The following is an 18,130-nucleotide window of genomic DNA, read 5'->3' on the forward strand; positions in this document are numbered from 1 at the left end:
TGGACGCTCTCCGGTGCCGATGCGAAGATGCGGCGCAACCTGCCCAGTCCCCCGCTTGGAAGGAGCCTCTGCGATGCAGGGCGACCCCGAGGTCATCGAATTCCTCAACGAGCAGCTGACCGGTGAGCTGACCGCGATCAACCAGTACTTCCTGCACGCGAAGATGCAGGAGAACTTCGGCTGGACGAAGCTCGCGAAGTACACCCGGCACGAGTCGTTCGACGAGATGAAGCACGCCGAGGTACTGACCGACCGCATCCTCTTCCTGGACGGCCTGCCGAACTACCAGCGGCTCTTCCATGTCCGGGTGGGACAGACCGTGACCGAGATGTTCCAGGCCGACCGGCAGGTGGAGGTCGAGGCGATCGACCGCCTCAAGCGCGGGATCGAGGTGATGCGCACGAAGGGCGACATCACGTCCGCGAACATCTTCGAGTCGATCCTCGAGGACGAGGAACACCACATCGACTATCTGGACACCCAGCTGGAACTGGTCGAGAAGCTCGGTGAGGCGCTCTACATCGCGCAGCTCGTCGAGCAGCCGGAGAGCTAGGCGGCCTCGCGCCCGGCGGTCCCGTACCGCACGGTCTCGCGCTGGGCGCCCTCGACCTCTCCGAGGACCTCGGAGAGCACCGGCATCCCCTGGTCGGCCAGCTCACGGCGCGGACACGAGCCCCTGCCCAGCAGCGCCTGGATACTGCGCACGCACGAACCGCAGTCCGTGCCCGCCTTGGAGGCCGAGGCTATCTGCCGAGGAGTGCAGGCGCCGTCCTCCGCGTGCTTCTTCACCTGCTGTTCGGTGATCCCGAAGCAACTGCAGACGTACACGCGGTTCACCTCCCGCCGGAATCGATGAGTCGTGCCGTCCCGATGATCGGTGAGGCTAACCTAACCTTACCCGTCGCACAGGAACCAGAAAAGTGGCGTGGGGCGCGGATCGTATGTGATCCCCGCCCCACTTCATCTGCCGGTAACAGGCGCCGCGCCTGTTGATCTGCTACTGGTCGCGGTACATCTCCGCGACCAGGAACGCCAGGTCAAGGGACTGGCTGCGGTTCAGACGGGGGTCGCAGGCCGTCTCGTAGCGCTGGTGCAGGTCGTCGACGAAGATCTCGTCGCCGCCGCCCACGCACTCGGTGACATCGTCACCGGTGAGCTCGACATGGATGCCGCCCGGGTGCGTGCCGAGGCCCTTGTGGACCTCGAAGAAGCCCTTGACCTCGTCGAGCACGTCGTCGAAGCGGCGGGTCTTGTGACCCGAGGCCGCCTCGAAGGTGTTGCCGTGCATCGGGTCGGTCACCCAGGCCACGGTCGCACCGGAGGCGGTGACCTTCTCGACCAGCTCGGGCAGCTTGTCGCGGACCTTGTCGGCGCCCATGCGGACGATGAAGGTCAGGCGGCCCGGCTCGCGGTCGGGGTCGAGGCGCTCGATGTACTGGAGCGCCTCCTCGGCCGTCGTCGTGGGGCCCAGCTTGATCCCGACGGGGTTGCGGATCTTCGACGCGAACTCGATGTGGGCGCCGTCCAGCTGACGGGTGCGCTCACCGATCCACACCATGTGGCCCGAGACGTCGTACAGGTGACCCGTACGCGAGTCGACGCGGGTCAGCGCCGACTCGTAGTCGAGGAGCAGCGCCTCGTGGGAGGCGTAGAACTCGACGGTCTTGAACTCCTCCGGGTCGGTCCCGCAGGCCCGCATGAAGTTCATCGCGTTGTCGATCTCACGCGCGAGCTGTTCGTAGCGCTGGCCCGACGGGGACGACTTCACGAAGTCCTGGTTCCAGGCGTGCACCTGGCGCAGGTCGGCGTAACCGCCGGTGGCGAAGGCGCGCACCAGGTTGAGCGTGGAGGCGGACGCGTTGTACATCCGCTTCAGGCGCTCGGGGTCCGGGATACGGGACTTCTCGTCGAAGTCGAAGCCGTTGACCGAGTCGCCCCGGTACGTCGGCAGGGTCACGCCGTCGCGGGTCTCGGTGCCCTTGGAGCGGGGCTTGGAGTACTGGCCGGCGATCCGGCCGACCTTCACCACCGGCACCGAGGCGGCGTACGTGAGCACGGCGCCCATCTGGAGCAGGGTCTTGAGCTTGTTGCGGATGTGGTCGGCCGACACGGCGTCGAAGGCCTCGGCGCAGTCGCCGCCCTGGAGAAGGAACGCCTCTCCCTTGGCGACGGACGCCATCCGGGCGCGCAGCTGGTCGCACTCGCCCGCGAAGACGAGCGGCGGATACGACTCGAGGTCCGCGATCACATCGCGCAGAGCCTCGGCATCGGGGTACTCGGGCTGCTGCGCCGCGGGCAGGTCTCGCCAGGTGTTGCCAGCGCTCGCGCTGGACTTAGCGTTCACGGTCACCCCCACAACATTACGGGGTCGTGTCGGCCGTCCATCCACATGCTCATCAAGTGAGACGACGCCCGCTCGATCGACATCTCTCCGGGCGGCCGTACGACCGGTCGCCGCGGCCGCCCGGAGAGGGAATCCGCTAGTCCACGTCGAGCCGGTCACGGTCGATGGAGATCTTCACACCGCCGTGGGTCTCGGTCGTGTCGCCCACGTACTGGTGAATGCGCTGGTGCTTGGCCCACAGTGTCGAAGGGATCGAGGAGTCGGACGTGCTCGACAGACGGTTCCAGCGGGCGAAGTGGATCACGTCGGGCAGGGTGACGCGGCTCCGGTTGGCGATCAGGTCGGACACCAGGGACGAGGTGTTGCCGTACGCGCCGGAGCGGTAACCGAGTGCGTGCAGGCGCACGGTGTAGGCCTGGAGGTAGGCGAGCACCTGGTCGGTGACCTTGCCTCCGGGCTCGTAGTGCTCCATGTCGTTGTAGATCACCGTGCCCTTGCCGAAGCCCAGCGCGGCCGCCTGCTTGGCGGCGTCGTCGGCGGCCGCGGTGCCCTGCGGCACCGGGCTGGTGATCGCCGCGCAGCCGCCTCCGCAACTGCCGCCGTCGGCGGAGGGCTGCCGGCCGACGTACAGCGGGAAGAACCGCCAGCCGCGCGTGTACTGCGTACGCACCCAGCCGGCGGTCAGATGCTGCTGGGCACAGGCGCGGTTGAGGCCGCCGATGTAGACGCCGATGGCGCCGTAGACGGAGTCGTCGCGCCAGGCGTCCATCGCCGACTGGCTCGGGGCGGTGCAGGCGTCGAAGCCCTCGCCGCGGAAGGAGGTCGCGTTGGTGGGCAGCGGGGTCACAGCGGGCCGTTCCGCGGCCCTCTCGGGCCGTGCGGCGGCGACGGGCAGTCCGGCACTGCGCAGGACGTCCCGCATACGGGCGCGGTCGTATCCGTAGGCGGCGGTGACGGCGATGCGGTCGCCGTTGGCCCGGTAGATGCGGGCCGTCGGGTTCTCGGTGACGGCCCCGGCGGCGACGGCGGCGGGCTGGACCAGGAGCGCTTCGGTACGTCCGCTGGCTCTGGCCGGGCAGTTCTGGTCGCTGCCGGGTGTGCCGAGGTAGACGGCGTGCCGGTCGAAGCGGACACAGGTGTCGGGATGTTTCTTCAGGTCCACGATCCGCCACGAGGCGGGGACGGTGAAGACGTGGCCTCGGTAGGCGACCTGGGTCAGGTCCTCGGAGTCGCTCGGGCGCGGGGCCGAGCTCGCGAGGCCGAGCGGCCCGGCGGCGAGGGCGGCCGCCGCGAGGAGCACGGTCAGGGCGCGGGCGCCGGTCCGGCGGGTGTGGGGCGAACGGACTGCGTGCATGACTCTCGTTTCTCGGTGGGTTCCGACTGTCGGGCTGTCTGGCCATCCATGGCCGTTGACCGGACGGTCGGAACGCCATGCGGGAACGGTTCACGCTGTTGCCCGGACTTCGCCGTCGGGTAATGTGCGGCGCATGTTCGCGCATTCGAACCAGAACTGGTGGTGGACCGCTCATCCGGCGGCCCACTGACTGCGCGTACGTACGACTTCGCGAAGGCCGCCCGAGGGGCGGCCTTCGGTGTTTGCGGACCCGGGCCGTTCCTCTCCGAGATGCATGATCCGAGAGAAGGACCGCACCGATGAATCTGCTCGATCTGATGGACGATCCGCGTCCGTTCGCCCTGCTGCGCCGTCGCACTCCGGGGCGCGACCACGATGTGGTGGAGCTGCTGCTGGGGCCGGTGCGCGAGGTGGAGCGCCTCACCGACATCCCCGACGAGGGCCTCGCGCTGATCCCGTTCCGGCAGATCCGGGAGCGCGGTTTCGACGTCCGCGACGACGGCACCCCGCTCGCGGTGCTCGTCCCCGAGGAGCGTCACGAACTGCCGCTCGACCGGGCTCTGGAGCAGCTGCCGGCGCACGACGTGCGGGTCGAGGGCGGAGGCTTCGACGTCGGCGACGAGGAGTACTCCGGGATCGTCGAACGGGTGCTGCGCGAGGAGATCGGGCGCGGCGAGGGTGCGAACTTCGTGATCCGGCGGACGTACGAGGGACGGATCCCGGGGTTCGGACGGGCCGACGCCCTGGCGCTGTTCCGCCGGCTCCTGACCGGCGAGCGGGGCGCGTACTGGACGTTCGTCGTGCACACCGGGGAGCGGACGCTGGTCGGGGCGAGCCCGGAGGTGCATGTCCGGATGTCCGCCGGGACGGTCGTGATGAACCCGATCAGCGGGACGTACCGCTATCCGGCCGGGGGCCCGACGCCCGAGGACCTGCTCGCGTTCCTCGCCGACGGCAAGGAGATCGAGGAGCTCTCGATGGTCGTCGACGAGGAGCTCAAGATGATGTGCACGGTCGGGGACATGGGCGGGGTGGTGATCGGGCCGCGGCTCAAGGAGATGGCTCATCTCGCGCACACCGAGTACGAGTTGCGGGGCCGCTCCTCGCTGGACGTGCGGGAGGTGCTGCGGGAGACCATGTTCGCGGCGACCGTCACCGGCTCGCCCGTGCAGAACGCCTGCCGCGTCATCGAGCGCCATGAGGTCGGCGGGCGCGGCTACTACGCGGGCGCGCTGGCGCTGGTCGGGCGGCAGCCGGGGGACGGGCCGGACGGAGGGGCCGGGGCGCAGACCCTCGACTCCCCGATCCTCATCCGGACCGCCGACATCGACGCGGACGGGCGGCTGCGGGTGCCGGTCGGCGCCACCCTCGTACGGGGATCGGATCCGGCGGGCGAGGTCGCCGAGACGCATGCCAAGGCGGCGGGTGTGCTGACGGCGCTGGGGGTGCGACCCGGCCGGCCGCGCCCGGACGGCGTACGGCCGAAGCTGGGCGACGATCCGCGGGTGCGGGCGTCGTTGGACGGGCGGCGGGCCTCGCTGGCGCCGTTCTGGCTGCGGATGCAGGAGCGCTCCCGGGCACTGGCGGGGCACGCGCTGGTCGTGGACGCCGAGGACACCTTCACCGCGATGCTGGCGCATCTGCTGCGGTCGTCGGGGCTCGATGTGACGGTGCGCCGCCACGACGAGCCGGGGCTGCGGGAGGCGGTCCTCGGGCACGAGGGTCCGGTGGTGCTCGGTCCCGGTCCCGGCGACCCCTCCGATCCGGCGGACCCCAGGATGCGCTTCCTGCGGGCGCTCACCGCCGACGTGCTGCGGGGGCACCGGCACGGCGTCCTCGGTGTCTGCCTCGGGCACGAGCTGATCGCGGCCGAGCTGGGGCTGGAGATCGTCCGCAAGGACGTGCCGTACCAGGGCGCGCAGACCGGCATCGATCTGTTCGGGCGGGCGGAGACCGTCGGTTTCTACAACAGTTTCGTGGCGCGCTGCGACGAGGACGCGCTGGTGGAGCTGTCGGCGCACGGCATCGAGGTGAGCCGCGCCGCGAACGGTGAGGTGCACGCGCTGCGCGGTCCCGGGTTCGCCGGCGTGCAGTTCCACCCGGAGTCGGTGCTGACGCTCAACGGTGCCGCCGTCGTGCGGGAGTTGACCGGTCAGCTGCGGGGCACCAGCACGTTCTCCGAGCGACGGCCCTCGGTGTAGTCGAGGACGTTCTTGACCGTGGCGTCGACGATCTGGCCGACGGCGTCGCCGGTGTAGTACGCCTGGTGCGAGGTGACGAGGACGTTCGGGAAGGTGACGAGGCGGGCCAGGGTGTCGTCCTCGACGGTCTCGAGGGACTTGTCGAGGAAGAACAGCCCGGCCTCCGCCTCGTACACGTCGAGGCCGACGCCCGTGAAGCGGCCCTCGCGCAGCTGGGCGACGAGGGCCTGGCTGTCGATCAGGCCGCCGCGGCTGGAGTTCACCAGGATCGCGTCGTCCTTCATCGTGCGCAGGGCGTCGGCGTCGATGAGGTGCTGGGTCTGCGGCATCAGCGGGACGTGCAGGGTGACCAGGTCGGACTCGGCGAGGAGGCGTTCCTTGGAGACGTACTTCATGCCGAGTTCGACGCAGGCCGGGTTCTCCGCGATGTCCCAGCCGAGGAGCTCCATGCCGAAGCCGTGGGCGATCCGGGTGAAGGCCTCGCCGATCTTCCCGGTGCCGATGACGCCCGCGGTGCGGCCGTGCATGTCACGGCCCATCAGTCCGTCGAGGCGGAAGTCGAAGTCACGGGTGCGGTTGGCGGCGCGCACGATACGGCGGTTGACGGCCATGCCGAGGGTCCAGGCGAACTCGGCGACCGAGTAGGGCGAGTAGTACGAGACCCGGGAGACCGTCATGCCGAGGCGCTCGGCGACCTCCAGGTCGATGTTGTTGAAGCCGGTGGAGCGCTGGGCGACGAGCTGGGTGCCGCCGGCCGCCAGGGTCTGCAGAACACGGTGTCCCAGGCCGCAGTTGACGCTGGTGGAGATCGTCTCGTAGCCGGCCGCGATGGGTGCGGTGTCCTCGGTGAGGAAGACGCCGAGGCAGCGGACCTCGTGACGTCCCTCGAAGGCCTTCTCGATCAGGGGCTTCTCGTCGGACTGGACGCCGAACGCCAGGATCTCCACCGGTTTCTCCCGTTCTGGGGGTACGGGCCGAATATACGACCCGTACCCCCGAGCCGCAGAGGCGCCGCCGTCAGCCGAAGAAGACCCCGACCTCTTCGTACAGTTTCGGGTCGACCGTCTTCAGTTTGGCGGTGGCCTCCGAGATCGGAACGCGGACGATGTCCGTGCCGCGCAGGGCCACCATCTTGCCGAAGTCGCCGTCCCGGACGGCCTCGATGGCGTGCAGGCCGAAGCGGGTGGCGAGCCAGCGGTCGAAGGCGCTGGGCGTCCCGCCGCGCTGGACGTGCCCGAGCACCGTGGTGCGGGCCTCCTTGCCGGTGCGCCGCTCGATCTCCTTGGCCAGCCACTCGCCGACGCCGGACAGCCGGACATGCCCGAACGAGTCCAGCGTGCCGTCCTTGAGGACCATGTCCCCGTCCTTGGGCATGGCGCCCTCGGCGACGACCACGATCGGCGCGTACGACGCCTTGAAGCGCGAGGTCACCCAGGCGCAGACCTGGTCGACGTCGAAGCGCTGCTCGGGGATGAGGATGACGTTCGCGCCGCCGGCCAGGCCCGAGTGGATGGCGATCCAGCCCGCGTGGCGGCCCATCACCTCGCAGACGAGGACGCGCATGTGCGATTCGGCGGTGGTGTGCAGACGGTCGATGGCCTCGGTCGCGATGTTGACCGCCGTGTCGAAGCCGAAGGTGTAGTCGGTGGCGGAGAGGTCGTTGTCGATGGTCTTCGGCACGCCGATGACGTGGATTCCGTACTCGTCGCCGAGCCGCGCGGCGACGCCCAGGGTGTCCTCGCCGCCGATCGCGATGAGCGCCTCGACCTCCTGCTTGGCGAGGTTCTCCTTGATCCGGCGGATGCCGTTCTCCTGCTTGAGGGGGTTGGTGCGCGAGGATCCGAGGATGGTGCCGCCGCGCGGCAGGATGCCGCGCACGGCGGGGATGTCGAGCCGGACGGTGTCGCCTTCGAGCGGCCCCCGCCAGCCGTCCCGGTAACCGACGAAGTCATAGCCGTACTCCTGCACGCCCTTGCGGACGATGCCCCGGATGACGGCGTTGAGCCCGGGGCAGTCGCCGCCACCGGTCAGTACTCCGACCCGCATGGAAAGTCCCTTCGCCATGGTTGGCTGATGGACTCACGCTAGTAGTGATCCAGGTCACTTCGGCATGGTGCGGAAGGTCTGTTCCGGTGAATTGTCGGATAGTTGATCGGCACAGATCACCCGAAGGGCGGCATCGGGTGCGTCAGGCCTCGTCCAGTCCGCGCTCGATGGCGTAGCGGACCAGCTCGACACGGTTGTGCAGCTGGAGCTTTCCCAGGGTGTTCTGCACATGGTTCTGGACGGTGCGGTGGGAGATGACCAGGCGCTCGGCGATCTGCTTGTAGCTCAGGCCCTTGGCGACCAGGCGGAGCACCTCCGTCTCACGGTCGGTCAGCTGCGGGGCCCTCGGCTCGTCGGCGCCCGTGGCGGTGACCGGCTCCGAGGCCAGCCGGCGGTACTCGCCGAGGACCAGACCCGCGAGGCCCGGCGTGAACACCGGATCGCCGACGGCCGTCCGGCGCACCGCGTCCGTCAGCTCCTCCGCGGACGCCGACTTCAGGAGGTAGCCGGTCGCGCCGGACTTCACCGCCTCCAGCACGTCGGCGTGCTCGCCGCTGGCCGACAGGACCAGAACACGCAGGGCCTGGTCGGCGCCGACCAGTTCCTTGCAGACCTGGACACCGGGCTTGATGGGCAGGTTCAGATCGAGGACCAGGACATCGGGCGCAGCCGCCAGGGCACGGCGCACCGCCTGTTCGCCGTCGCCCGCGGTGGCGACCACGTCGAACCCGGCGGCCTCCAGGTCACGGGCCACGGCATCGCGCCACATGGGGTGGTCGTCCACCACCATGACCTTGATGGGAGCCCCGTCCTCTCGCCGCTCCACCGCCGCCGTCCCGCTCGTCATCGCCGTACCGTCGCCTTCGTCATCGCGTCGTCGCCTTCCCCCGTGAAACCTTCGGTACCTTCAGCTCGACCTCCGTGCCCTGCCCCGGGACCGAGATCAGCTCCGCCGTGCCACCCAGCTCGCGCAGCCTGCCGCGGATCGACAGCGCCACCCCGAGCCGCCCCTCGCCCTCGGCCTGGGCGAGCCGCCCCTCCGGGATGCCGGGGCCGTCGTCGCGCACCGTCACGATCACCGCGTCCGGCTCGTCCTCGACCAGGATCCAGGCACGGGCGTCCGCGCCCACGTGCTTGCGGACATTGTCCAGGGCGGCACCGACGGCCGCGGCCAGTTCCCGCGCGGCGGCCTGGGCGAGCGGCACCGGCGCACCGGGCTCGGAGAAGGTCACGCGCGCGGTGGCGTACGGGGCGAGCAGGGCGCGCAGGTCGACGTCGCCCGCGGGGTCCTCGTCGTCGGGTTCGTCGACGGCTCGTACGACCGCGCCCTGTGCGGCATCCTCCGACACCCGTGAGACGGGCACCAGACCGCCCGACACCAGCGTGCGCAGCGCGACCTCCTGCTCACCGGCCATCCGGCCCAGCTCGGCCGCCTCGCCGCCGAGCGCGCTGCCCCGCCGCTGCACCATGGCGAGGACCTGGAGCACACCGTCGTGGATGTCCCGGGCGAGGCGCTCGCGTTCGCGGGTGGCGGCCTCGATCTCCAGGGCACGGGCGAGGGTGCGCTCCGAGGCGCGGGCGACCTCGACGACGTAGCCGATGGCGATGGAGGCGACCCAGACGAGGATGACGTTGTGCACGGTGTCGCGGGTCGGGGCGCCGCGCTCGATGATGTTGGCCGCGGCGACGAGCGTGGAGGCGAAGGCAGCCCACCGCCAGCCGCCCTTGATCGCGAAGGCCAGGACGGCACCCGCCGTCCATATCGACGGCAGCGTGGGACCGCCCGACTCGATGCGCGCGCCCGAGTCGGCGACGCGGGTGAGCATGATGCCGGCCAGCGCGACGGTGAGGTCCGCCGCGAGGAACCGCCTGGTGCAGTTGGCCGCACCGGCGACTCTCGGGAGCGTGGACAGCGTCCAGACGAACAGGAACGCGAGGAACGCGACGGCCACCCAGGGCCGGGCGAACTTGTCGTACGCGGTGGCGAAGAGCCCGATCGCGTACAGCACCGTCAGGACGCGGTACCCGGCCAGCGCACGCCACAGCGGCTGCTCGACCGACATCCTCATGACTCTCTCGCGCTTGGCCATGCCCCCCACCCCACCCTGCCGACGTCCCTACGGACGCTCCTAGGAGCCGGACCGTTGCCTGTCGGTCGGTTCGGCTTCCCCGGCGGTCCCCTGCTCGGCGCTGTCCGCGGCCTCTTCCGCGGCCTGTTCCTTGGCAGCCTGCTTCTCGGCCTGGGCGAGCGCCGCCTTCGCCGCCTTCTCCGCGTCCTTCTCGGCCTTCGCCGCCTCCGCGATCTGCCGCTTGGCGGCCGTCGCGTACATGTCGACGTACTCCTGGCCGGAGAGCTTCATGATCTCGTACATGACCTCGTCGGTCACCGCGCGGAGCACGAACCGGTCGTGCTCCATCCCGCTGTAGCGGCTGAAGTCCAGCGGCTTGCCGATGCGGATGCCCGGGCGCATCAGCTTGGGCATCACCTTGCCCGGCGGCTGGATCTTCTCGGTGTCGATCATCGCGACGGGGATGACCGGCGCGCCGGTGGCGAGGGCCACGCGAGCGAGGCCACCGGGCTTGCCCCGGTAGAGACGGCCGTCGGGCGAGCGCGTGCCCTCCGGGTAGATGCCGAACAGCTCTCCGCGCTCGATGACGTCTATGCCGCTCTTGATGGCCGCCTCGCCCGCACCGCGGGCGCCGGAACGGTCCACCGGGAGCTGGCCGACACCCTTGAAGAAGGCGGCGGTCATCCGGCCCTTGATGCCGGGTGTCGTGAAGTACTCGGCCTTCGCGATGAAGGTCACCTTGCGGTCGAGGACCGCGGGCAGGAAGAACGAGTCCGAGAACGACAGGTGATTGCTCGCCAGAATGGCCGGGCCCTCGGCGGGGATGTTCTCGAGGCCTTCCACCCAGGGCCTGAAGGCGAGCTTCAGCGGCCCTCCGATGGAAAACTTCATTGCGCCGTAGATCACCCGAGTGCCTCCTGTGTCGTAGATCAGACCTTAACCCGGAGCACCGCCAAAGGACCCGACGACCCTGGTCGGTGTCAGTACGGTCGCGTACGGTGAAGCAGACCTGGAGTCGTTCCCGCCCTTCTCATGAACAGGAGACCGAGGTGCCGGTCCTTCCTGGAGCCGAGCCGTTCCGCCACGACGGCGGAGAGGTCGGAGTCCTTCTCTGCCACGGTTTCACCGGCTCCCCGCAGTCACTTCGTCCCTGGGCGGAGTATCTCGCCGAGCGCGGTCTCACCGTCGCGCTGCCCCTGCTGCCGGGACACGGCACCCGCTGGGAGGACATGCAGCTCACCGGCTGGCAGGACTGGTACGCGGAGGTCGACCGCGAGCTGCGTGCCCTGCGCGCGAGCTGCTCGCGGGTCTTCGTCCTCGGGCTCTCCATGGGCGGTGCGCTGGCCCTGCGGCTCGCGGCCAAGCACGGCGACGAGATCAGCGGCGTCGTGGTCGTCAACCCGCTGATCAAGGTGCACGGCCTCGCCGCGCACGCCCTGCCCGTGCTCCGTCACCTCGTTCCCTCGACGAAGGGCATCGCGAGCGACATCGCGAAGGAGGGCTCGGAGGAGGTCGGCTACGGCCGGGTGCCCCTGCACGCCGCACACTCGATGCGGAAGCTGTGCGGCGTCGTGGACGCGGATCTGCCGCAGGTCACCCAGCCGCTCCTGCTGCTGCACAGCCTCCAGGACCACGTGGTCTCCCCCGCCGACTCGGCGCGCGTCCTCAGCCGGGTGTCGTCCACGGACGTGACGGAGATCGTGCTGGAACAGAGCTACCACGTCGCGACGTTGGACCACGACGCGGACCGGATCTTCGAGGAGAGCTACTCCTTCGTCACCCGGCTCGCGCCCGGTGCCGGCAAGGAGGCCGACGCGGGTCAGGTGGGTCGGCAGGAAGGGACGGCAGCCGGTGGCTGAGCACGACGCGGACCGCGGCGATTCCGAGGAGAAGGGCGTGCCTGTGGGCGAGCCGCTCGACGGGACGCTCGGCGAGGGACTCGGGGAGTCCGCCGGCGAGCCGCTCGGAGAGTCGCTCGGAGAGTCGCTCGGTGATACCCACGGCGAGTCCCTCGGCGACGAGCAGAGCGTGCCCTTCGACGAGGACGCCGCCTGGCAGTCGATCGTCGAGGGATACGGCGAGGAACCGCCGGACCCGCCCGGCGCGAGGCCGTTCAGGTCGGTGGAGGACCTGGCGCTCCCGGAGCCCGGGACGGACGCCGGCCCCGAGACCGGCGGCAAGAGCGCCAAGGGGCCCCAGGGTGCCGAGGGCCCCGAGGACGGCACGGGCGAAGGGGGCGACGCCTCGGCTCCGAAGGCAGCGTCCGAGCCGGAGGCCGCCTCGGGCGACCAGCCCTCCGCCGCCAAGCCCCTCGGCAGTTCGATCGCCTTCGCGCCCGGCGTCGGCGGCCCCCGTGACTACCGGGCGCCCGAGCCGGCCGAGGACGACTTCGACGAGGACGACGAGGGCCACTTCGTACCGCCCGAGCCGCCTCCGCTGCCGGCCGCGGACACGACGGCCAAGTTCGCGTGGCTCGGCGTGCTCGGCGGCCCCGCCCTGCTGCTGCTGGCCGTTCTGCTCGGCTGGGACATGACCTGGTGGCTCACCACCCTCGGCATCGGCGGTTTCCTCGGCGGCTTCGCCACCCTGGTGGCGCGCATGAAGGGCGACGACGAGGACCTCGACGACCCGGGGCGCGGCGCAGTCGTCTGACCCGGAGTGCGGCGCGGTGGTCCGAGCCGGCGCCTCCGGACAGGTCCTAGGACGCGGGCACTTTGAGGGCGGCCAGTACGGGCAGGTGGTCCGTGGCCGCCCTCAGGTCTGTCCCGGTGACGCCGGGCAGGCCGAGCGGCACCCCGCAGCCGAGGACCTCGATGCCGGGCGTGGCGAAGATCGCGTCGATGCGCCGGTCGGGCCCCGTACGCGTCCAGGTGTGCTCCGCGCCCCAGGGGCGGGTCGCCCAGCCGTCCTGGAGCGTGCCCGCGAGGCGGCGGAACGTCGGGCCCGTCGGGCGTTCGTTGAGGTCACCGCCCGCGACGGCGTACGGGGTGCCGAGACCGGCGAGACGGTCGAGGAGCATGCCGCCCTGCTGGTAGCGCTCGTCCTTGTGGAGCGACAGATGGCAGCTCAGCACGCCGAGCCGGGCGCCCCCGAACCGGACGACCGCCGTGGCGAAGCCGCGTCGGTGCCGCCCCGGGGTGAGCGGGAGCAGCACGTCCTCGGTGCGCTCGACGGTGGCCCGCAGGGTGCACAGCAGGGCGGGGCCGGAGGCGGTCGCACCGCCGGACAGGATGACCTGGCCGGAGGCGGCCGCGAGACGCGCGAGCTTCTTGCGCCAGCGGAAGAAGCGCGGCGCCTCCTGGACCAGGACGAGGTCCGGTGCGCAGGCGTCGATCACCCGGGCGAGCGCGGCGGTGTCGTCCCGCATCGAGCGGATGTTGTAGCTGAGCACGCGGATGACGGCCGAACCGTCGGATTCGGTACGGGACGCGGGCAGCGGACTGGCGGAAGGGCTGGTCGGCATGGCGATCAACATACGCGCTGACGGCCCGCCGGAAGGGGCGAAAAGCCCACGCGACTCCGCCGCCTTCGGGCAGCCGCCCCGGGTACACCGACGCCGCCCCTTCCCCGGCAGGCACCAACGCGGCCGGCCCGGGACACGGCGGCGCCCGCCGTCCCGAGGGGTGCGGCGGGCGCTGCCGTGCGTCAGGGTGTGCGTGCGCTACATGATCGGGTCGGGCTCCCGGGCCAGGTCCGCCGCTCCGACGAGACCCGCCTTGTTGCCCAGCTGGGCGGCGATCACCTCGGCGACCGGGCGCCAGTTGCCGCCGACCAGCCAGCGCTTGTACGAGTTGCGGATCGGGTCGAGGACCAGCTCGCCCTCGTCCGAGAGGCCGCCGCCGACGATGAAGGCGGACGGGTCGAAGAGCGAGGCGAGGTCGGCCAGACCCGCACCGGCCCAGCGGGCCAGCTCGCGGTAGGAGTCCACCGCGACATGGTCGCCCTGGCGGGCGGCCATGGAGATGTGCTTGCCCTCGATGCCTTCGGGGGTGCCGTCACCGAGGCCCAGCAGGATCTCCGCGGCTTCCGGGGTGGCGTTGGCCCGCTGCTTGGCGTAGCGGACGAGGGCGCGGCCGGAGGCGTACTGCTCCCAGCAGCCCTGCGAGCCGCAGCCGCACAGCAGACCGTCCGGCACCATCCGGATGTGGCCGAACTCGGCGGCCACGCCGAAGTGGCCGCGGCGCAGCTTGTTGCCGATGATGATGCCGCCGCCGAGGCCCGTGCCCAGCGTGATGCAGATGACGTTGCGGTGGCCCTTGCCCGCGCCGAACTTGTACTCGCCCCAAGCCGCCGCGTTCGCGTCGTTCTCCACGACGACCGGCAGACCGACACGCTGCTCGACCTCGGCCTTGAGCGGCTCGTTGCGCCAGTCGATGTTCGGCGCGAAATACACCGTCGAGCGCTGGCGGTTCACGTATCCGGCGGCACCGATACCGACACCCACGATGTCGTGACCGGCGCGCGCGCCCTCCACGGCCGAGGCGATGGCGTCAATAATGGCCTGCGACGTGGTCGGGGTCGGCACCTTGTGCGTCGAGAGGATATTGCCTTCCTCGTCGACCACACCGGCCGCGATCTTCGTGCCGCCGATATCGACGCCGATGGTGAGTCCCATGAATCCCTCAGTTTCGGTCGAGCCCCGCTACGGCCAACCGTACCCGAGGGGCGATTAGTCCAAGTCGATGTGTTCGCCCGGACCGGATTCCTCGTCGCGAGGTCCGGTGCCCCGGGTGGTCCAGCGGCGCTCCTGGTTCTCGACGGCCGAACGGTAGGCGGCGAGCAGTTCGGAGCCCGCGGCCGCGAGGTGGTCGAAGACGTCGGGGTTGCGCTCCAGCACCGGTTCGACGGCGGCCTTGGCCTGCTGCACGACCTGGTTGACCATCTGCTGGGCGGTGCCGGAGGCGACCGCGCCGAACAACGGCGACTGGAGCCCCGAGAGCTTGTCGGCGACGGCGTCGACGAGTTTGCGCAGTTCCTCCGCGGCGGAGCCCGGCGGCGGGCCGTTCTGGGCGCGGCGGCGGGCCTTCTCCGCCGCGAGGTCCTCCGCGCAGGCCGTCGCCCAGGCGTCGGCGTCGGTGGCGCGAACCTCTTCGACGCGCACCTCGTCGGCCGTCTCCTCCTGAGCGGCGTCGGATGGGGGGCGCTCTTCGCTCATGGCGGACTCCTGCCTACGTTTTTCGTGCCTTCGACGTTACCCGAACGGGGGAACCCCGTTCGCCGGGTCCGGCGCCCCTTGTCGCGATGCGGTCACTTCTCGCGCGGCCACAGTCCGGGGTCGGGCGTGAAGCGGACTCGCAGCTCGCCCTCGCGCAGTGCCGCGCCCGCCACCGTGCAGCGGCGCAGTGCGGAGGGGAGCGGGACGATCCTGCGGAACTGGCCGACGGTGACGACGAGTTCGTCGCCGCGCCGGATGAGGTCGAGTTCGTCGCGTATCGCGCCGGGCAGCGGAATGTGCCACACGAGCACGCCGTCGTCGGCGAGGTGGTCGGTGACGGGCCACTCGACGGGGGTGGGTGTGGTGTTGACGCCGGGCACGGGGAGCGCGGCGAGGTCGTCGGTGCCGCGCGGGTCGTGGCCGCGGTGCGGGACCTCGTGCAGCTCGTAGGTCTCCTGCCACTCGTCCAGGGCCTTGCGCTGCTGGGCCGCGAGGGCCGCCAGCCAGGCGTCGTTGGTGGCGCCGGGCAGCACCCGGCTCGCGACCAGGCCGTCGACGGGCAGGCCGCGCAGGGCGAGGGCGGTGGCGGCGGTACGGACGGCGTCGGTGCCGGCCGGTCCGGGCTCGGCGACCAGTCGTACGGTCGTGGCGCGGTCCTCGACGACGGCCTGTACGGCGGCCAGCTCGACGTCCCAGCGCGCCGCGGTCTCGTACAGCCACTCGGCGGGCATGGGCACGCCCGCGAGCCGGCCGAGGACGGGCCGCAGGGCGCGGGCCGCCTGGCGTTCCGGCGGGAGCAGGCGGCGCAGATAGCGGCGGAGTTCCTCGGGCAGGGCGAGCAGGGCGAGGGCCTGGGGTGCCGGGGGAAGATCCACGACGAGCAGGCCGTACCGCTCCGACAGCGCGGCGTCGCGCAGGGCGCGCAGCAGGGCGAGTTCCTCGGCGCCGGGGAGGGGGGTGACTTCCTCGGCGTCCAGACGGGAGGCGCCGAGCAGGTCGAGGGCGGTGGTGGCGCGCCGCTGGAACGCGGTGAGGTCGTCGCGGAAGCGGGCGGCGGCGTCGGGGCGCCAGGCCGTGAGGCCGGGGGCGGCTTCGACGGGGTTCGGGCCGGTGGGGACGCCGAGGACGGCACCGAGGGTGTCGGTGCGGTCGGCGGTGAGCACCAGGGTGCGGGTGCCCTCGCGGGCCGCCTGCAGCGCGGTGGCCGCGGCGACGGTGGTACGGCCGGTGCCGCCTTGGCCGGTGATCAGGATGGTGCGCATGGAGGTGAACGCTACCGGTGCGGCGGCCTCGGCGGTTTTCGGGTTCCGGTCCGGTGGGTGGGTCGGGGCCGTGCAAGATCCAGCCCCTCCGGCGTTTGAGGAGCGGGGTCTGGGGCGGAGCCCCAGGGGTGGGAAGGGCAGGGGCGGAGGGGGTGAAAGAAGGTGGTGGCTCTGGCGGGGTGCCTTCTGGGGCTCGCCAGGGTGGGGCGTGGCCCGCCCGGGGGTGGGGGCGGGCGCCCGTGGGTGGCTAGGCCGTTTCCTCGACGCGCTTCTTCAGGCCCGCCAGCGCGCGGTCGATGATGACCTTCTCGGCCTTGCGCTTGATCATGCCGAGCATGGGGATCTTGACGTCGACGGTCAGCCGGTAGGTGACCTCGGTGGCGCCGTCGCCCGTGGGCTTGAGGACGTAGGTGCCGTCCAGGGAGCGGAGCATCTGGGACTTGACCAGGGTCCAGGAGACCTCGTGGTCGCCGGTCCAGGTGTAACCGAGGGTCTGGTCGTCCTTGATGGCGCCGGCGTCCATGACGAGGCGGACCTGTTCGGCGCGGCCCTGCTCGTCCGTCCCGAGGACCTCCGCCTCCTTCACCTCACCCGTCCAGTCCGGGTAGCGGGCGAAGTCGGCGATCACCGCCATGACGTCAGCCGGTGCCGCCTCGATCGTGATGCTCGAACTGGTGTGTTCCGCCATCGCGGTGGCTCCTCCAGATGAGGTCCGGTGAGGGAGGGTGGTGCGCACGTGTGTGCAGCGTGAAGGCTACCGCGCACGGCCGCGGGCGCTGTCACCCCACCTGGCGTTCACCACCGCCGTCGGCTCACCACTCCAGCACCCAGGGCCGGCCCGACCCCGCGAAGTGCCCCACATTCACGCATTCCGTCGCTCCGACGCGCATCCGGCGGACGAGGGGCTGGTGGACGTGGCCGAAGAGCGCGTAGCGGGGGCGCGTGCGCCGGATCGCGTCCAGCAGGGCGCGGGAGCCGCGCTCGAAGCGGCGCGCCACGGTGTCGTAGACCAGCTCCGGCACCTCCGGCGGAATGTGCGTGCACAGCACGTCGACCTCGCCGACCGCCTCGATCTTGGCCGCGTACTCCTCGTCGCTGATCTCGTACGGCGTCCGCATCGGTGTCCGCAGTCCCCCGCCGACGAACCCGAAGACGCGGCCGCCGATCTCGACCCGCTCCCCGTCGAGAACGGTGGTGCCCGGTCCGGCGTACTCCGGCCACAGGGTCGGCATGTCGACATTGCCGTAGGTCGCGTACGTCGGTGTCGGGAACGCGGCGAACATCTCGGCGTACTGCTTGCGTACGGCCTTCTCGATGGCGGCGGCCCGGTCGGCGCCGACGCCCGCCCACAGCCGGGCGCCGAACGCGCGCGCCTCCTCGAAGCGGCGGGCGGTGCGCAGCTCGACGATGCGGTCGGCGTTCTCCACGCCGAACAGGTCCGGGAAGATTCCGCGCGCGTGGTCGGCGTAGTCGAGGAAGAGGACCAGGTCACCGAGGCAGATCAGGGCGTCGGCGCCGTCACCCGCTCTGGCCAGGTCACGGGCGTTGCCGTGCACGTCACTGACCACGTGAACGCGCGTCCTCGGATGAGCGACCGGTGTGAATGCCATGACGATCAAGCGTAGGCGCGTGCGGCAAACGTGAACAGAGGCGGCCGGACCTGCGATTACTGGCACCCCCGGAAGGGCGTGGACTACTG

19 protein-coding genes are annotated in these 18,130 nt (G+C 71.1%); 5 read left to right on the forward strand and 14 right to left on the reverse strand.

All coding sequences use genetic code 11. From position 1 onward, the window contains the following. Nucleotides 1-73 precede the first annotated feature (73 nt). Nucleotides 74-553: a bacterioferritin gene (gene bfr, locus ABZX90_RS37975; protein ID WP_328555995.1), complete on the forward strand. Its 480-nt coding sequence runs from the start codon at nt 74-76 to the stop codon at nt 551-553. Here bfr and ABZX90_RS37980 read toward each other — a convergent pair. The 3 genes from ABZX90_RS37980 to ABZX90_RS37990 all read right to left on the reverse strand — a co-directional run bounded on the left by ABZX90_RS37980 (nt 550) and on the right by ABZX90_RS37990 (nt 3,698). Further along, on the reverse strand, nt 550-837 hold the full coding sequence (locus ABZX90_RS37980; RefSeq protein WP_351131743.1) for a (2Fe-2S)-binding protein: 288 nt from the start codon (nt 835-837) through the stop codon (nt 550-552). The two genes, bfr and ABZX90_RS37980, sit on opposite strands and share 4 nt — an antisense overlap. 160 nt (nt 838-997) lie before the next feature. Beyond that, entirely contained in the window at nt 998-2,350 is a 1,353-nt protein-coding gene (locus tag ABZX90_RS37985; RefSeq protein ID WP_351131742.1) for a class II 3-deoxy-7-phosphoheptulonate synthase, read from the reverse strand. A gap of 130 nt (nt 2,351-2,480) precedes the next feature. Then, on the reverse strand, nt 2,481-3,698 hold the full coding sequence (locus ABZX90_RS37990) for a glycoside hydrolase domain-containing protein (protein WP_355212808.1): 1,218 nt from the start codon (nt 3,696-3,698) through the stop codon (nt 2,481-2,483). A 133-nt stretch (nt 3,699-3,831) separates the two neighbouring features. On the opposite strand from ABZX90_RS37990, the gene ABZX90_RS37995 reads away from it, so the two are divergent. Together ABZX90_RS37995 and ABZX90_RS38000 are read left to right on the forward strand one after the other, a co-directional pair. After that, a complete protein-coding gene (locus ABZX90_RS37995) occupies nt 3,832-3,888 on the forward strand; it encodes a trp operon leader peptide (protein WP_101392327.1) in 57 nt (18 codons plus the stop codon). A 109-nt stretch (nt 3,889-3,997) separates the two neighbouring features. Continuing rightward, nucleotides 3,998-5,899: an anthranilate synthase family protein gene (locus ABZX90_RS38000; RefSeq protein ID WP_355212810.1), complete on the forward strand. Its 1,902-nt coding sequence runs from the start codon at nt 3,998-4,000 to the stop codon at nt 5,897-5,899. On the opposite strand, the gene ABZX90_RS38005 is transcribed toward ABZX90_RS38000, so the two are convergent. The 5 genes from ABZX90_RS38005 to ABZX90_RS38025 all read right to left on the reverse strand — a co-directional run bounded on the left by ABZX90_RS38005 (nt 5,851) and on the right by ABZX90_RS38025 (nt 10,905). Further along, the gene (locus ABZX90_RS38005) at nt 5,851-6,846 is read right to left on the reverse strand and encodes a 2-hydroxyacid dehydrogenase (RefSeq protein WP_351131737.1); all 996 of its coding nucleotides are present in this window, start codon (nt 6,844-6,846) and stop codon (nt 5,851-5,853) included. The two genes, ABZX90_RS38000 and ABZX90_RS38005, sit on opposite strands and share 49 nt — an antisense overlap. 70 nt (nt 6,847-6,916) lie before the next feature. Then, nucleotides 6,917-7,945, reverse strand: a complete 1,029-nt coding sequence (locus ABZX90_RS38010) for a 6-phosphofructokinase (protein ID WP_351131777.1) — start codon at nt 7,943-7,945, stop codon at nt 6,917-6,919. A gap of 142 nt (nt 7,946-8,087) precedes the next feature. Continuing rightward, the gene (locus ABZX90_RS38015; RefSeq protein ID WP_351131735.1) at nt 8,088-8,792 is read right to left on the reverse strand and encodes a response regulator transcription factor; all 705 of its coding nucleotides are present in this window, start codon (nt 8,790-8,792) and stop codon (nt 8,088-8,090) included. A 19-nt stretch (nt 8,793-8,811) separates the two neighbouring features. Next, nucleotides 8,812-10,035 carry a DUF5931 domain-containing protein gene (locus tag ABZX90_RS38020; RefSeq protein ID WP_355212812.1) on the reverse strand — a complete coding sequence of 408 codons (1,224 nt, stop codon included), beginning with the start codon at nt 10,033-10,035 and terminating at the stop codon, nt 8,812-8,814. A 39-nt stretch (nt 10,036-10,074) separates the two neighbouring features. Next, the gene (locus tag ABZX90_RS38025; protein ID WP_355212814.1) at nt 10,075-10,905 is read right to left on the reverse strand and encodes a lysophospholipid acyltransferase family protein; all 831 of its coding nucleotides are present in this window, start codon (nt 10,903-10,905) and stop codon (nt 10,075-10,077) included. A 158-nt stretch (nt 10,906-11,063) separates the two neighbouring features. Here ABZX90_RS38025 and ABZX90_RS38030 point away from each other — a divergent pair, with 158 nt between their 5' ends. Further along, nucleotides 11,064-11,873 carry an alpha/beta fold hydrolase gene (locus ABZX90_RS38030; protein ID WP_351131731.1) on the forward strand — a complete coding sequence of 270 codons (810 nt, stop codon included), beginning with the start codon at nt 11,064-11,066 and terminating at the stop codon, nt 11,871-11,873. A gap of 169 nt (nt 11,874-12,042) precedes the next feature. Beyond that, nucleotides 12,043-12,666, forward strand: a complete 624-nt coding sequence (locus ABZX90_RS38035) for a hypothetical protein (RefSeq protein ID WP_355212847.1) — start codon at nt 12,043-12,045, stop codon at nt 12,664-12,666. Nucleotides 12,667-12,712: 46 nt separating this feature from the next. Here the strand turns inward: ABZX90_RS38035 and ABZX90_RS38040 are convergent, their stop codons facing one another. The 6 genes from ABZX90_RS38040 to ABZX90_RS38065 all read right to left on the reverse strand — a co-directional run bounded on the left by ABZX90_RS38040 (nt 12,713) and on the right by ABZX90_RS38065 (nt 17,999). Then, complete coding sequence (locus ABZX90_RS38040) at nt 12,713-13,477, reverse strand: endonuclease/exonuclease/phosphatase family protein (protein ID WP_355212816.1); 765 nt, start codon at nt 13,475-13,477, stop codon at nt 12,713-12,715. A 198-nt stretch (nt 13,478-13,675) separates the two neighbouring features. After that, complete coding sequence (locus ABZX90_RS38045) at nt 13,676-14,629, reverse strand: ROK family glucokinase (RefSeq protein WP_351131727.1); 954 nt, start codon at nt 14,627-14,629, stop codon at nt 13,676-13,678. A gap of 54 nt (nt 14,630-14,683) precedes the next feature. Then, a complete protein-coding gene (locus tag ABZX90_RS38050) occupies nt 14,684-15,169 on the reverse strand; it encodes a DUF5304 domain-containing protein (RefSeq protein ID WP_351131725.1) in 486 nt (161 codons plus the stop codon). A gap of 92 nt (nt 15,170-15,261) precedes the next feature. After that, nucleotides 15,262-16,431 (reverse strand): ArsA-related P-loop ATPase, encoded by a 1,170-nt coding sequence (locus ABZX90_RS38055; protein ID WP_351131724.1) that lies wholly within the window; start codon nt 16,429-16,431, stop codon nt 15,262-15,264. A 247-nt stretch (nt 16,432-16,678) separates the two neighbouring features. Further along, entirely contained in the window at nt 16,679-17,119 is a 441-nt protein-coding gene (locus ABZX90_RS38060; RefSeq protein ID WP_351131723.1) for an SRPBCC family protein, read from the reverse strand. 124 nt (nt 17,120-17,243) lie between these two features. Then, complete coding sequence (locus tag ABZX90_RS38065; protein ID WP_351131774.1) at nt 17,244-17,999, reverse strand: metallophosphoesterase; 756 nt, start codon at nt 17,997-17,999, stop codon at nt 17,244-17,246. Nucleotides 18,000-18,130 lie beyond the last annotated feature (131 nt).

Source organism: Streptomyces sp. NPDC002935, assembly GCF_040611295.1.
In the GTDB taxonomy this organism is placed as follows: Bacteria; Actinomycetota; Actinomycetes; order Streptomycetales; family Streptomycetaceae; genus Streptomyces.

Excerpts from the sequence above, each read along its gene's own strand:
- bfr (WP_328555995.1), top strand. The coding sequence starts at position 74 with ATGCAGGGCGACCCCGAGGTCATCGAATTCCTCAACGAGCAGCTGACC.
- ABZX90_RS37990 (WP_355212808.1), bottom strand. The coding sequence starts at position 3,698 with ATGCACGCAGTCCGTTCGCCCCACACCCGCCGGACCGGCGCCCGCGCC.
- ABZX90_RS38000 (WP_355212810.1), top strand. The coding sequence starts at position 3,998 with ATGAATCTGCTCGATCTGATGGACGATCCGCGTCCGTTCGCCCTGCTG.
- ABZX90_RS38010 (WP_351131777.1), bottom strand. The coding sequence starts at position 7,945 with ATGCGGGTCGGAGTACTGACCGGTGGCGGCGACTGCCCCGGGCTCAAC.
- ABZX90_RS38015 (WP_351131735.1), bottom strand. The coding sequence starts at position 8,792 with ATGACGAGCGGGACGGCGGCGGTGGAGCGGCGAGAGGACGGGGCTCCC.
- ABZX90_RS38020 (WP_355212812.1), bottom strand. The coding sequence starts at position 10,035 with ATGGCCAAGCGCGAGAGAGTCATGAGGATGTCGGTCGAGCAGCCGCTG.
- ABZX90_RS38025 (WP_355212814.1), bottom strand. The coding sequence starts at position 10,905 with ATGAAGTTTTCCATCGGAGGGCCGCTGAAGCTCGCCTTCAGGCCCTGG.
- ABZX90_RS38040 (WP_355212816.1), bottom strand. The coding sequence starts at position 13,477 with ATGCCGACCAGCCCTTCCGCCAGTCCGCTGCCCGCGTCCCGTACCGAA.
- ABZX90_RS38045 (WP_351131727.1), bottom strand. The coding sequence starts at position 14,629 with ATGGGACTCACCATCGGCGTCGATATCGGCGGCACGAAGATCGCGGCC.
- ABZX90_RS38050 (WP_351131725.1), bottom strand. The coding sequence starts at position 15,169 with ATGAGCGAAGAGCGCCCCCCATCCGACGCCGCTCAGGAGGAGACGGCC.
- ABZX90_RS38055 (WP_351131724.1), bottom strand. The coding sequence starts at position 16,431 with ATGCGCACCATCCTGATCACCGGCCAAGGCGGCACCGGCCGTACCACC.
- ABZX90_RS38060 (WP_351131723.1), bottom strand. The coding sequence starts at position 17,119 with ATGGCGGAACACACCAGTTCGAGCATCACGATCGAGGCGGCACCGGCT.